At 44.8% G+C, this 14,711-nt stretch carries 10 protein-coding genes; 2 read left to right on the top strand and 8 right to left on the bottom strand.

Annotated elements, in window-relative coordinates:
* Positions 1 to 45: 45 nt before the first annotated feature.
* Positions 46 to 1,284: an iron-containing alcohol dehydrogenase gene (locus J4N37_RS09990; RefSeq protein ID WP_088880619.1), complete on the bottom strand. Its 1,239-nt coding sequence runs from the start codon at positions 1,282 to 1,284 to the stop codon at positions 46 to 48.
* A gap of 361 nt (positions 1,285 to 1,645) precedes the next feature.
* Here J4N37_RS09990 and J4N37_RS09995 point away from each other — a divergent pair, with 361 nt between their 5' ends.
* Together J4N37_RS09995 and J4N37_RS10000 are read left to right on the top strand one after the other, a co-directional pair.
* Positions 1,646 to 1,912: a GrxA family glutaredoxin gene (locus J4N37_RS09995; RefSeq protein WP_010448562.1), complete on the top strand. Its 267-nt coding sequence runs from the start codon at positions 1,646 to 1,648 to the stop codon at positions 1,910 to 1,912.
* Between the two features lie 214 nt (positions 1,913 to 2,126).
* On the top strand, positions 2,127 to 3,809 hold the full coding sequence (locus J4N37_RS10000; RefSeq protein ID WP_010448561.1) for an aspartate:alanine antiporter: 1,683 nt from the start codon (positions 2,127 to 2,129) through the stop codon (positions 3,807 to 3,809).
* A gap of 109 nt (positions 3,810 to 3,918) precedes the next feature.
* On the opposite strand, the gene fabV is transcribed toward J4N37_RS10000, so the two are convergent.
* The 7 genes from fabV to J4N37_RS10035 form a co-directional block, all read right to left on the bottom strand.
* On the bottom strand, positions 3,919 to 5,121 hold the full coding sequence (fabV, locus tag J4N37_RS10005; RefSeq protein WP_010448559.1) for an enoyl-ACP reductase FabV: 1,203 nt from the start codon (positions 5,119 to 5,121) through the stop codon (positions 3,919 to 3,921).
* 180 nt (positions 5,122 to 5,301) lie between these two features.
* A complete protein-coding gene (locus tag J4N37_RS10010) occupies positions 5,302 to 7,587 on the bottom strand; it encodes an acyl-CoA dehydrogenase (RefSeq protein ID WP_252040792.1) in 2,286 nt (761 codons plus the stop codon).
* Positions 7,588 to 7,656: 69 nt separating this feature from the next.
* A complete protein-coding gene (gene psrA / locus J4N37_RS10015) occupies positions 7,657 to 8,283 on the bottom strand; it encodes a TetR family transcriptional repressor PsrA (RefSeq protein ID WP_252040794.1) in 627 nt (208 codons plus the stop codon).
* 591 nt (positions 8,284 to 8,874) lie between these two features.
* Positions 8,875 to 10,047 (bottom strand): Na+/H+ antiporter NhaA, encoded by a 1,173-nt coding sequence (gene nhaA, locus J4N37_RS10020; RefSeq protein ID WP_010448555.1) that lies wholly within the window; start codon positions 10,045 to 10,047, stop codon positions 8,875 to 8,877.
* Between the two features lie 329 nt (positions 10,048 to 10,376).
* Positions 10,377 to 11,501: a lipocalin-like domain-containing protein gene (locus J4N37_RS10025; RefSeq protein ID WP_010448554.1), complete on the bottom strand. Its 1,125-nt coding sequence runs from the start codon at positions 11,499 to 11,501 to the stop codon at positions 10,377 to 10,379.
* Complete coding sequence (locus J4N37_RS10030) at positions 11,501 to 13,954, bottom strand: ABC transporter permease (protein WP_038886157.1); 2,454 nt, start codon at positions 13,952 to 13,954, stop codon at positions 11,501 to 11,503. The genes J4N37_RS10025 and J4N37_RS10030 overlap by 1 nt, the downstream gene beginning before the upstream one ends.
* Entirely contained in the window at positions 13,935 to 14,606 is a 672-nt protein-coding gene (locus J4N37_RS10035) for an ABC transporter ATP-binding protein (protein WP_010448552.1), read from the bottom strand. The genes J4N37_RS10030 and J4N37_RS10035 overlap by 20 nt, the downstream gene beginning before the upstream one ends.
* Positions 14,607 to 14,711: the final 105 nt, after the last annotated feature.

Below are 14,711 nucleotides of genomic sequence, written 5' to 3' on the forward strand. Positions count from 1 at the left end.
GGGAGCCGAATAGCTCCCCTTTGCGTTTCTAACCCAAGCGGAATTCTATTGATTCACATCCGATAGATCAGTGCGAGATTCCAGCACCTCCACGGAGCTCACATGATGCGAACTCTCCCCTATGCACGCATCGCTGCAATCACACACTTGGCGAAGAATGTACACTAATCGATCTTGTGTAAGTGGTAATGGGTTGCCTTTGATAGCGACCGATTTCAGTGCATCATCGGCGACTTGCTCAAACGACGTCTGACACACACCAAATTTTCCTAACTGAGGTAGCTCAAGTTTATCCAGCACCATTCTCACCCAAAGTACGCCATCGTGCTCATTGGCATTGGTTCTGTCTGTAACGAGCTGTGCCAATCGCTTGTAACGGCTAATCACATCACTACGTCCTGCTTTCCTCGCTGCATTTATATTCTCATGCATGACATGAGGAGCCAAACGGGCAGTAATAACACTGTGGGGCGCATCGAGCTTGCCTCCCAATGCTGAAGCTAAACCATGTGCCGCACCAAGCTTAGCGTTAGTGATGGCCATACCACCTAAAAGTGCCGCAAAAGAAAGATCTGCACGAGCTTTGTGACAGTCTTGTTTACACCCAGCTATTACCGAGCGGCTTAGGCGACGTAACCCTTCCTCACAAACCATGTCAGTGAGCGGATTCGGGTCACCACATACATAAGCTTCCATCAGGTGAGTAAACGCATCCATTGCGCCGCGACCCGAGGTATATTGATCAGTGCCATAAGTTAAGGTTGGATCGACTATCGCAACGTCGGCAAGCATTTCTGGGCTTCTCAAGCTGACTTTCACTTGGTCTTGCCCCGATTTAAGCACTGCATTTCTGGTCACTTCTGAGCCGGTACTGGCCGTGGTTGGAATGGCAATAAAGTGAATCGGTTTGGTTTTTAAAGGAACATTTCTACCTACTACTTCGACATAGTCGTAGACGTCACCTTGGTTAGGAATAATCGCCGCGAGCGCTTTACCCATATCAATGACACTTCCCCCACCAATCGCGATAACCATATCGGGCTGGAACTTGCGTCCAAGTACTGCGGTTTCTTCAACCATAGTAATGTTGGGCTCACCATTGATGGCGACATGCTGATAGCGCATATTTTGCGCTTTTAGATAGTTAACAATAGGTGTGGCACGCTGCGTATCTTTACCAGTCACCAGTAAAACGCTGTAGCCAAATTGATTGATTACAGACAGCGAAGATTGGAGCGCCCCCTCGCCGAAGATAATCCGTGTCGCAGTCATAAACTGAAACATACACTTCCTCCCCAAAACAACAACTCACACTAGAGTGCTATGCTTTGCACCAAAATAAATTGACCAAGTGCACCTTGTGCCATTAATAACCCTTCTAAAAGTATGTTTTTATGCGTCACTTCACACGCTTAACAGCGTTGAATTCTATGGTTGAATAAGGCAATAACCCCACCTTTCTTGGCTTTAAGCCAAACTCGTGTTCAGTTTTTACACGATAGATTTCACCTATCGAGACAAGAGGTAATTGCTGCTTTATTTCCGTATCTGGATCGGGCATAGTTATCCTAACAAACGAAAGCGTATGCCGACATGAGGTCTAGCTGCACTTTCAATTAGAATAGATTTTAGGAGAAATGAGATTATGTTCGTAGTTATCTTTGGTCGCCCAGCTTGTCCATTCTGTGTTCGTGCAAAAGAGCACGCAGAAACGCTGAAAGCAAAACGTGATGACTTCAACTACCGTTACGTAGACATCCACGCTGAAGGTATTTCTAAAGCTGACCTAGAGAAAACAGTTGGCAAACCAGTAGAAACGGTTCCTCAAATCTTCATCGACCAAGAGCACATCGGTGGCTGTGATGACTTTGAAGCTTACGCAAAAGAGCACCTAGGTCTATTCGACGAGTAATCTTAATTACTGAATGTTTAAAAGCCGCTTATTGCGGCTTTTTCTTTATACCCAAGTAACCTCTATTTGGTTGGGTATATTTCACAATGACAATTACAGCCCTAGTGCAACTAATAGAAAAAGCTAAAAAATTTCACTTATCTTTTTGCTATATTTAGTTACAATTCGCCATTCTTAATCTTTCTCATTGGCACACATTTTACCGAGCCACGCTGTGAACATAGACGTCGTACACCTTCTCGATCAAAACCCTATTCTTCTAATCTTCGTTGTATTGGCCATTGGCCTTGCAATTGGAAAAATTCGCTTTGGAAACCTACAGTTAGGAAATTCAATTGGCGTTCTTATTACATCGTTGATAATGGGCCACTTAGGATTCTCATTCAATGCAGAAGCTTTGACAATTGGCTTTATGCTGTTTATCTACTGTGTAGGAATTGAAGCCGGTCCAAACTTCTTTGGTATATTTTTCCGCGACGGAAAACATTACTTCATCTTGAGCATGACAGTATTAGTTTCGGCAGTAAGTTTGACTTACTTTTGCAGCCATTACTTGGGACTCGATTTCGGTTTATCTGCCGGTATGATGGCAGGGGCTCTTACTGCTACGCCTGTGTTGGTGGGCGCTCAAGATGCATTGAACTCTGGTCTTGCCACGATTCCACGTAATATGGATTTTTCTCTAGTATTAGAAAATCTATCTGTCGGTTACGCGATGGCTTACCTGGTTGGTTTGATCAGCATGATCATGTTCGCCAAACTGCTGCCAAAGCTGCAAAAGCAGAACCTTTCAGATTCAGCACAACAAATCGCGCAAGAGCGTGGACTTGGCAACTCGAGTCAACGTAAGGTCTACCTGCCTATTATTCGCGCCTACCGCGTTGGTCCAGAACTGATTGACTGGACTGATGGAAAGAACCTACGTGAACTCGGTATCTACCGCCAGACAGGTTGCTACATTGAGCGTATTCGTCGTAATGGCATTCTTGCCCATCCTGATGGTGATGCCATTCTTCAAGAAGGAGATGAGATTGCATTGGTAGGCTTCCCTGATAGCCACGCTCGTCTTGATCCAAGCTTCCGTAACGGTAAAGAGGTGTTCGACCGTAACCTACTTGACCTTAGAATTGTAGAAGAAGAAATCGTCGTAAAAAGTGATGCTATTTCTGGCAAGCGCCTCTCTGATCTCAACCTATCAGAGTATGGCTGTTTCCTAAACCGCGTTGTACGTGCTCAGATTGAAATGCCAATGGATTTGGACATTGTTCTTGCTAAAGGTGACGTACTACAAGTCAGTGGTGAGAAGAGCCGTGTTCATGGCCTAGCAGAAAAAATCGGTTTCATATCTATCCACAGCCAAATGGCAGACTTATTGGCTTTCTGTAGCTTCTTTATCTTGGGCATTATGTTTGGCTTGGTAACCATGACATTTGGACAGGTATCTTTTAGCCTTGGTAACGCGGTAGGCTTGTTACTATCGGGCATTACCCTAGGATTTCTTCGAGCCAACCACCCTACTTTTGGTTATGTTCCTCAAGGGGCATTAAACATGGTCAAAGATCTAGGTTTGATGTTCTTTATGGTGGGTATCGGCTTAAGCGCTGGTGGCAAAATGTTTGAACATTTGACACAAGTTGGTCCACAAGTAATTGGTCTTGCATTTATCGTTAGTGTGGTGCCTGTTGTTCTAGCATACCTAGTCGGTGCGTATGTACTTAAGATGAACCGAGCTCTACTCTTTGGTGCCATCATTGGAGCTCGTACATGTGCTCCTGCTATGGACGTGGTAAATGAGTACGCTAAATCAACTATCCCGGCATTGGGCTATGCTGGTACATACGCTATCGCTAATATATTGATGACCCTCGCTGGTACGATCCTGATTATTCTAAGTTAACACCTTTGAATGAGCATTACTGACTAAGAAGTGCTCTCTATTCATCGCCAAGGTTTAGGACATAAAAAAGGCGCTCATTGAGCGCCTTTTTCAATTCAATAAGAAACGATTAGATTTGCGTAAAATCTGTTTCTACTGCTGGGTTCACGTCTGCTTCGTAATCCACACCATCCACACCGAAGCCAAAGAGCTTCAAGAACTCTTCCTTGTACTCAACGTAGTCAGTTAGCTCTTTAAGGTTTTCTGAGGTGATTTGTGGCCATAGGTCACGACAGTGCTGTTGGATGTCTTCACGCAGTTCCCAGTCATCCAGACGTAGACGGTTCACTTCATCTACTTCTGCAGCGCTGCCGTCTTCTTTGTAAAGACGTTGGCTGAACATACGGAAGATCTGCTCCATACAACCTTCATGTACGCCTTCTTCACGCATTTTCTTGAATACCATGGCGATGTATAGAGGCATTACAGGAATTGCAGAACTTGCTTGAGTCACAACAGACTTAAGTACCGCTACGTTTGCGCTACCGCCGGTTGCAGACAGTTTCTCGTTCAGTGCTGCTGCTGCACGATCTAGGTCCATTTTCGCTTTACCCAGCGCGCCATCCCAGTAGATAGGCCAAGTTAGCTCAGTACCGATGTAGCTGTATGCAACTGTTTTACAACCATCCGCTAGAACGCCAGCTTCTGATAGTGCGTTAATCCAAAGTTCCCAGTCTTCGCCGCCCATTACGGTTACGGTGTCTTGGATTTCTTGCTCTGTTGCAGGCTCTACACTTGCTTCGATAATTACGTCTTTGTTGGTATCAACAGCAGTCGACGTGTAAGTCTCACCGATAGGTTTAAGCGCTGAACGGATAAGTTCACCCGTTTCTGGCATTTTACGTACTGGAGAAGCCAGTGAGTAAACTACCATGTCTACCTGACCAAGGTCTTCTTTGATCAGATCGATTGTTTTCTGTTTTGCTTCATTTGAGAAAGCGTCGCCGTTTAGGCTTTTCGCGTACAGACCTTCTTCACGAGCTAGCTTTTCAAACGCTACCGAGTTGTAAAAACCAGCTGTACCTGGCTTCTTCTCTGAGCCTTCTTTCTCGAAGAAAACACCAATAGTCGAAGCACCGCCACCAAATGCCGCAGCGATACGAGAAGATAGGCCATAGCCACTTGATGCACCCACAACAAGAACGCGTTTTGGCGCGTTTTTAATTGGGCCTTGCGCTTTGGTGTAAGCAATTTGTTCTTTTACGTTAGCTTCACAACCCACTGGGTGCGTAGTAGTACAGATAAATCCACGAATTCTAGGTTTGATGATCATATTCAACTTCCTTTAAAAAACGTTGCTAGGATAAAAGGTTCAGCCCTACTTCGCACCTAATTTCTGTAAAAATGCTGCGAAAATGCAAGTGGTTGGAGCACTCAACAGAAAAACCTAGAGGCTCAAACACAAAAAAAAGCACCTCATTGAGGTGCTTGTCTCATTTTATACTCAAACGCTTCAAGCTGCTGAGTTTAAGTGCGACTTTTTCGAGGTGACATTAGTGCGAACTTCTGAGAAATCGTGACTAAAGTGGTCAACTTGAATTGCTTTGTATCGTAGTTTGTCCGCGGCCATGATTTGATCAATTTCTTGCTCAGTCAGCACCTCAGCTTCAAATGCTTGTTGCAAGCGATCATGTAGTAGGCCTTTACGTGCTACTTTGCCATCTTTCGCTGCTTTCATTAGCTTACGCTCCAACGGCTTTACATCGTACATTGCTAAAAATGCTTGCTCCATTAGACCAACGCTGTCGTCTTCCTCTTTACCGATGTAGCACAGGTGAGTCAATCGATCGCGTTGAGCTCCTGGTGTCATCATAGCTTCAGCAAGACCAACACAAAGTTCATCACTTGGCGCTTTGAAGTGGTTACCCAATGGGAACAGCAGGCCTTTAAGCACACCACCAACATATTTCACAGGGAAGTTAGAATATGCCTCATTTAGTGACTTCGATGCGTTGTACAAACAGTGCTGCACCGCGTAGTGAACAAAGTTCAAATCACCTTGCTGACGCCCTTCGTCTTCGTACTTCTTAAGCGCCGCTGACGCCATGTACAAGTAGCTTAAGCCATCGCCTAGGCGAGCTGAGATCATCTCTTTACGCTTCAAGTCACCGCCTAGGGTTAACATTGCGAAGTCTGCGCTCACTGCCAGCGCGCGACTTAAGCGTGTGATGTCTTTGTAGTATTGCTGAGTTGGACCACTCATATGCGCTTTCACAAAGCGAGAGCCTGTCAGTGCTGCACCTAATGCACCAAAGGTATTACCCATTGCGTGTTTGATGTGCTTGAACAACAGGTCATCAAACTCTTTCGCCCCCTCTTTCGGATCAGGATTTGCCGCAGCTTCCATTTCTTTCAGAACGTATGGATGACAACGTGTCGCCCCCTGACCAAAGATCATTAGGTTACGAGTCAGAATGTTTGCACCTTCCACCGTAATCGCGACTGGAATACCTAGGTAGTGTTTCGCTAGGTAGTTCATTGGGCCGTCTTGAATAGCGCGACCAGCATGGATATCGAAAGAATCGTTCAGGATGGTACGTGCCATTTCAGTCATGTGATATTTCGCAATCGCAGTCACAATGCCTGGCTTTTCCTTCATATCCAGAGAAGTTGTGGTTAGCGTTCGAGTCGCTTCTAGTAGGTAAGTTAAACCACCGATACGCCCCATTGCCTCTGCTACACCTTCAAACTTACCAATCGACATACCAAACTGCTTACGAACATAAGCATAAGCGCCGGTTGTGCGTGTTGTGAGGTGACCAATCGCCGTGCCTAATGCAGGAAGGGAAATACCTCGTCCAGCTGATAGACATTCCACCAACATACGCCAGCCTTTACCTGCATACTCGGATCCACCAATCAACCAATCCATAGGTATAAATACATCGTTACCGCGTGTTGGACCGTTCATGAACGCAGAACCCAGTGGGTCGTGGCGCTCTCCAATCTCCACACCTTCGTGATCAGCAGGAATCAACGCACAAGTAATACCCACATCTTTCTTATCGCCAAGCAAACCATCTGGATCTTGAAGCTTGAACGCTAGACCAAGAACTGTTGCTACAGGCGCCAGAGTGATGTAACGCTTGTTCCAGCTAACACGGATACCAAGCACTTCTTCGCCTTCGTGCGTGCCATAGCAAACCACACCTTGGTCTGGGATACCACCGGCATCCGAGCCAGCCTCAGGACCAGTTAGAGCAAAACACGGGATATCTGTGCCGTCTGCTAGACGTGGTAGCCAGTAATCTTTCTGTTCTTGAGTACCGTAGTGAGAAAGTAGTTCGCCTGGCCCAAGTGAGTTAGGCACCATGACCGAAACTGCCGCACTGATACTACGAGTTGCAATGCGAGAAACGATGGTTGAGTTAGCCAGAGCAGAAAACTCACGACCACCGTATTCTTTTGAAATGATCAGCGAGAAGAAGCGCTCCTTGCGTAAGAACTCCCATACTTCTGGTGGAAGATCTCGATCATCTTTAACGATCTTTTGATCATCTAGCATTGCTAGTAAAGTCTCTAGCTCATTGTTCATGAAAGCTTGCTCTTCAGACGTCAGTGCAGGCTTCGGGTAATGATGTAGTGTTGTAAAGTTCGGCTTGCCTGAGAACAACTCAGCATCCCACCACACGCTACCTGCTTCCATTGCTTCTTTTTCAGTACTAGACAATGGAGGCAGTACTTTTTTAAACATTTTGAATGCTGGGTCACTAATCCATTTTCTTCGTAGAGAGCTCATAGTTCAGATCCTTTTGTTCACGTCACCGCTTGCGGCTTTAGCTTATCTTTTTTATTGGTTTAATATGGTTTAATTAGCGGACATACCTGCCGACAAGTATGGAATTAACAGGTCCACGACAGACTTCGCGTCGACCTCTTTGTCAAACTTACTTTCTGCAATCTCGGTTAACGCTTGGCTCGATGCCATAGTGAAAACACAAGTGCCTAATGTGAAGTGCAATCGCCAGAACAGCTGTTCTTCAGTCAGTTCAGGGTTGGCTTTCGAGATAGAGAACATGAACAGGTTCAGCACTTCCTCATATCGAGTACTGATAAACCAACGCAAGTGCCCTTGCACGTCGGTATAACCTCGGCCAATTAGAAGCATAAATAACGCCGTTCCATTTGGTCTTACACTATTCAACGCCCTCAAAGGCAAACGCAACGATTCAAATACTTCATCCATGTTGTACTCATCGCGCGTATTTAACTCAATCAGCGAGCTTTGGATACTTGGCATTAAAGCCTCTAGGTATCGATCTAATACCGCTCGTACCAATGTTTTTTTATCACCAAAGTGGTAGTTAACCGAAGCAAGATTGACATTTGCTTTACCAGTAATGGTTCTTAATGATGTGTCATTGAAGCCATATTCTGCGAATAGTCCTTCTGCTACATCAAGTATCTTTTCTTTTGTTGTACTTCTCGGTGCCATTTCAATCACTCGTATTAAACAACTGTTTGAAATATACTCCCGAAACCTTGGATTAACAAATGATTAACATCACATTTTCAGCCATTGGTCTGACCAGACGGCAAAATGAATAGTTAAAGGGATGAATTTAAAGCGAATATTGTTTTGTGAAAAAATTTCTTAAAAAAATGGAACTGTTTGGAATGCGGTTGGTCTTAATTACTGTAACAACTAGGGCATTTTAAGTTTTTCTGGCCGTCAAACTTGTTTCTTTCTAGTTGCTACATTGCTGCTTTTTCTTATTAACTCCTATGTTTGTATCCGCCCAAGCGCTTTTTAGCTTGGGCTTTTTTTCGTCTGCATTTCCTTGATTACGTAATACCAGTTCCGTTAATTAGATGTTCAAAAAATTGCATCGGTAAAATCATTTAGAACAAGGCAAAGATTGCAGCTAGTTAGTTACTCTACCTACAAAATCTTTAACACCGTTATAAGTGATTTTAACCAGCAAGAATGATCAGATAATTGATGGAATTGGTATAACCACATCACGACTAAACGCAAAGAAGCCTCCCAATAGGGAGGCTTCTTTATCATTTTAGCGACTTGCTACTATGCTTTCTCAGCGGTTACTTCTTCTGCAGATTTCTTAGGTAAAGAGAAGTGCAGTAATGCGTAACCAATGATGGCCGCCGTAGTCGAGCCCATCAAAATACCCAGTCGAGCGTAAGTATCAAACTCTGGGCTCACATTGCCAAATGCCAGTGACGAAATGAAGATCGACATGGTAAAGCCAATACCACACAACACTGATACCGCAAAGATATGAATGAAGTTAACACCTTGAGGCAACTTCGCAATACCTAACTTCACAGCTGCCCAGCTGAACGTAAAGATACCCAGCGGCTTACCTACTAGTAGGCCCATTGCAATACCTAACGGCAGCATTGAAGTCAGACCCGACATCGACACACCTTCTAGCGAGATACCTGCGTTTGCAAAAGCAAACAGAGGAAGAATACCGAACGCTACGTATGGGTGCAGTGCGTGCTCCATATGTTTAAGTGGAGAGTGCTCACCCTTTTTGCCTTTTAGCGGGATAGCAAAGCCAATTACCACACCTGCAAGTGTTGCGTGAACTCCTGATTTTAGTACTGCGAACCAGAGGATCGCGCCAACAATCATGTACGGGGTTAACTTGGTCACCTCTTTTGCGTTCAACATGAACAGGACACCTGTCATGATGAAGCCGACAATAAGCGCCATTGTGGATAAGTCACCTGTGTAGAACAGTGCGATGATAACCACTACACCAAGGTCATCAATGATAGCCAATGCCAGCAGGAAAACCTTTAAACTGATTGGTACACGCTTACCGAGAAGAGCCATGATACCAAGCGCAAATGCAATGTCGGTTGCAGCTGGAATTGCCCAACCAGAAATCGCTTCTGCATCACCTGCGTTGAAAGCAACGTAGATAAGTGCTGGAGCTAACATACCGCCTACCGCTGCGATTGCAGGGAAGATAGCGGTTTCTTTAGACTTTAGTGCACCTTCAAGTAACTCACGCTTTACTTCAAGGCCAATTAGTAGGAAGAACACAGCCATTAGGCCGTCATTGATCCAGTGAGACACTGACATACCGAATACATAAGTATGCAGCATAGCTTGATAACTTTCGCCAAGCGGTGAATTTGCAATAGTCATTGCGATTGCTGCTGCAATCACTAGAAGGATACCGCCTGCGGATTCCATTTTGAAAAAGTCACGAATGACATCGTTCATGGTTTCGCCCTTATATTTATTATCTTAATAAACGATTAACAAAGAATGATTAGAGTGTATAGCTATCGAAAACTTAGGAATAATCGCTTGTTCAGAGTATAAACCTCGAAATTTCCGAAGTTAACTATACGATACATCGTATTTTTCTTAAGTATGCTCTTCAGTTATTACTTCCATGCCTGCCTGATATCCAAACTTGTTATTCCATAGATTACTATTAACTTAGTTAAATATCGTAGTCATTTTCGTGATTCGCAAGCTGTTTCTTGATGAAAACTATGTGTTTCTGACACAAAAAAACCACCATATAGGTGGCTTTTTTTCAGAATCTAGTACCCTGTCAACTGCATAAATCCCCAAGCTTCATTAGAACCAGAGGCGAGAGTTGGCCCCTCCCAGTAGGGAATCACAAATGGCAACCACATATCTGACTTTGTAATCCTTGTGGTCAAGTTAATATCATACTTAGGCACGTTGATAATCCATTGTAGTGGTAAACGCCGACCGTTTGATAGCCCCGTGACCTGAAGAGGTGTAATGGTAAAGTCGTTCTCCGTCAAATTGATCACTTTTCCGGATCGAGTAGACAACGTACCAAATAAATGCGGTAACTGCCCATTATGACGATAACGGCTTACGGTTAATGCCCTACCATCATCCAAGTTGAAAATGAACCAATCCCAACCTTGCTGCCCATCTCCAATTAAGCCACTTCCCCACTCTTTTTGAGTCCATGCGTCACCGGAGACAGCCACGTCTTTGCCATTAAGCTTCAGTGTTCCTTTTACATTTAAAAACGGTGCACTAAAGCTAAACGAGGCAACTGATTGCAGCGCATGCTTAACTTGAAACCCTCGTTCACCATTAAGCACAAAAGGCCCACTTGTCGTGGTATTTAACTCAAGGCCAAACGTATCTGTCGACACGTCTAGCTTGCCAGGAAAAGGAGTCGCCCCTAAAGAGCGCCAATTCCAGTTGTCAATCCATAGCCGGAACGGGTGGTTAGTCATTCCTGCTTGACCAATTCCACCTCGCGCTACTCGTTGCTCTCGCCAAACCTTATTACCCCGGCTAATAACGATATGTGAAATATAAAGCTGTGGACTTTGCCAGCCTCTCATTTCTCGCTCATCAGTCGCGACTCTAAAGTAACTCCATTGGACATTGTAAACAGTGCCATGCTTATCTTGGAGCCGAGCAAAATAGTTCCACCATTCATGCTGATACTCAGGGTGAAAACGAAAATCTTTAGGAAGTGATACATGCTCGTCAGGTAACACTGGTTCGAAGATCGTTTTGTCTTCTCTCTTGAGCATCGCGTTGAGTTCGTTATCCTCGGTTGCTGTTGCTACTGCCCAGTAGGTCACGTAAACAAAAAAGCCCAATGCGAGTATCGCCGCGACGAACACCAATGCCGTTATAGAGCGAGTGCGATTTTGATTTTGCTCTTTCATCACAATGCATCCCTTAATGACTTCATTGGCGTACTCTTGATCATTCGGATTACAGGCAAAGCACCAGCAACAATAATAGCAATCATCGCCCAACCAATAGTTTGCGCATACTCCCAAGGGATTAATTGGAGCTCTAAAGACCAACCAAAAGATTGTTTAATAATGATATCAACGATTAAATGAGCTAAAGCGAGGCCTAACGGTACCGCGATAATGGCTGAGATTGCGCCAAAGACAAACAACTGCATTCCTCCAAGCGCAACAAGCTCTTTACCGGATACACCCATACAACGTAATAACGAGAAATGTCGCTGCCTTGACAGCTCACCCGCTAAGGTCGCAAAGAACAAGCCAAACACCGCAATAATCAAAGTAATATTGCCCAACGTATCGGCAATTGCGAAAGTATGATCGAAGACTCTCATCGCTTGATTATAAATATTGTTGTTGTCAAAGATTCGGTCTTGAGAAAGACGGAATACATTTTCCAATCGTCGCTTCAGCCCCTCGCTCTTGACGTTATCTTGCAGCAACACTCCTAACGCAACGTTTCCAGTGCCTGCAAACGCATACAGCCAATTGCGGTGTGAAACCATTATTTGGTTGTAAGGGTTGCCATAATCATAGTAAATACCAACGACTTGCCATCCGCCCCCCAGAGGCTGAGCCATGTCTATATAATCACCAGGACGTATACCTAACTTTAATGCCATGGATTCACTCACCATCAAACTCTTTGAGTGGTGTAAGTGATACCAATAGTTTGGAACACCCAGTTTTACAGTAAGTGAGTCTAGTTCCCCTTCAGATGATCCCGTACTCACTACTTGCAAGGCACCGCGATCAGTAGGCAAATCTTTTTCCCAACGCCACCATACCGCGTCGACTTCTGGCTGCTCTTGTAGCCATGAGCTCATTCTTGCTGCTGAGTTGTTGGTCGGGTAAATGTAGATGTCCGCTGCAAGTCGTTGGTTTAACCATTTATCAGTCGTATCTCTAAAACTACCGACCATAGTTTCTACGCCAATATTTGCAGCCAATGCCAACATAAATGCCATCGTAGCGACGCCTCTGTAGCTCATGCTCGCAGCTGCATCAGCAAAGAACCACCGCACTCGCACCCAACGCAAAGAATAAGAAAAGCTTTGGAACATGTGCCACATCAAAAATGGGGTAAATAGCGCCACACTAATGAGCATAAGCGCAATGATGGTAAAGCCTGATTCTTGTGTTTTTGGCGCTTGATAAACTGCGACGGCAGCCACGCAGAATGCACATGCAGCCAATGCTTGCCAAGAAAACTCTCTGCCAGCAAATCGCATCAAAGATAAACGAGATGAAAGTCGAATTGGCTGAGATTTAAGTAAGCGGACGAGTGGCCATAAACAGGATATCAATGCCCCCACTGAAGCCATCGCCAGACTGTAAAGGCTCGACTCCCACGACCAGCCAATGGTCAAACCAACATTTGCGTCGTAAAGATCGCTCAAACTGGCAGATACCGCAGGAATAAGTTCATTCGCTAGAATCAATCCAAAGAAATTACCACATGCCCAAGCAACGAGGATGAGGAAGGTTAGTTCAAGAAGTAGTGCTTGGGCTAACTGAATACCATTAACCCCTGTCTGACGTAGAATGCCAACCAGACGTTGGCGTTGGATGAAAGACAGTGACATTGCTTGATAGAAGATGAACAAGCCGACTAAAAATGACAGCATCCCCATGGCTGTCAGATTCATGTGAAATGCTTTAGTTAAAGACTCAAGCTCAGAACGACTGTTACGAACTAAAGTCATTCCATTCGGGAGTATGTTCTTGAGCGCTTGAACTTTCTCCTCTGGCATTTCGCCACAAGCAATCGCTGATAAACCGGAGCTACGTTTGAGCATACGTAACAATGAAATATCCGTGACTAAACGTGTACCCGATAATAGTTGGTCGGTATCAACTTTAATTGGCCCTAATTTACTGCCATCATTCAAGCGAATAAAATCACCTGTTTGCCATTGCATATGCTCAGCAAGGTCTTGACTGACTAGTATCGGGTATGGTGGTTTCATCAGGCTCAGCATTGGTAAATCGCCTAAAGATTTACCTTGGCGCAATGGCAACATCGCGACTGGGTCAATTCCCACGAGCATTAAGCTGAGATCAGATTGTGTATCTAAATGAAGGACATCAAACGGCGCACATTGATTAAAGCCCGCACGTCGGAGTTGGATATAAAATCCTTGAGGAATTTTGTTCGCAGAGTGCTTTGTACGAATACGGTAAGGTAACGGGTTAGAAAATAGCTTTTCACCTGTTTCGTAACTTTGCCTAGCATGCTGGTTTATAGAAGTAACACCAACCAAAAGGGACACACCAAGTGTAAGCCCAAGCCAAACCAAGATAATTTGTAGAGGGTAACGGCGGTAGTGACCAAGTAGTGCCTTAACTACGGGCCATAACATGCAACTGTCCCCCTTGCAGGCGAATTCGACCTTCCATATGTTCAGCAACTTTTTCACTATGCGTTACCAATAGCAGAGTACACTCTAGTTGGCGAGCCAAGGAGGTCAACAAACGCATTACTGCTTCTGCATTACGCTCATCCAAACTCCCCGTTGGTTCATCAGCAAGTAGTAGCTTGGGTTCCATGTACAAGGCTCTAGCAATCGCTGCACGTTGCTGCTGACCACCTGATACTTCTTCAGGGTAACGACCTAAAAGCGGCATGAGGTCTAGGGCTGAAAGAATTTGACGCCACAAGCCTTTGTCTTCTGGTAAGCCTTTTAATTGGCGGCAGAAACGGATGTTGTCAGCGATATTCAAGGTAGGAAGCAGGTTGAACTGCTGGAAGATATTACCAATGTTGTTGCGGCGATATAGCGTACGCAAATGCTCCGGAGCATCATGCATCGCGAAGTTGGGAAAGGTGATCTCACCGGAATCAGCCGTATCAAGACCAGCGATTAAGTTCAAAAGGGTACTTTTTCCTGAACCGCTTTCGCCCATTAATGCAACCTGCTCACCTTGCTGTAATGTTAATTCTGCCCCTTGTAAAACAGGATGAAATTCGCCCCCGTCTACATAGCCTTTGCATAGGTCTGACAGTTTCAACATTGATTTTGCCGCTCGAATGGTGGTATAGAAATTTGGGTTCCGAATCTACACTAAAATCTTGTTGGTAGGAAGTATTTTGATTCCTCGGTCACACTTTGGATATCT

Source organism: Vibrio sp. SCSIO 43153 (assembly GCF_023716625.1).
Taxonomy (GTDB): domain Bacteria; phylum Pseudomonadota; class Gammaproteobacteria; order Enterobacterales; family Vibrionaceae; genus Vibrio; species Vibrio rotiferianus.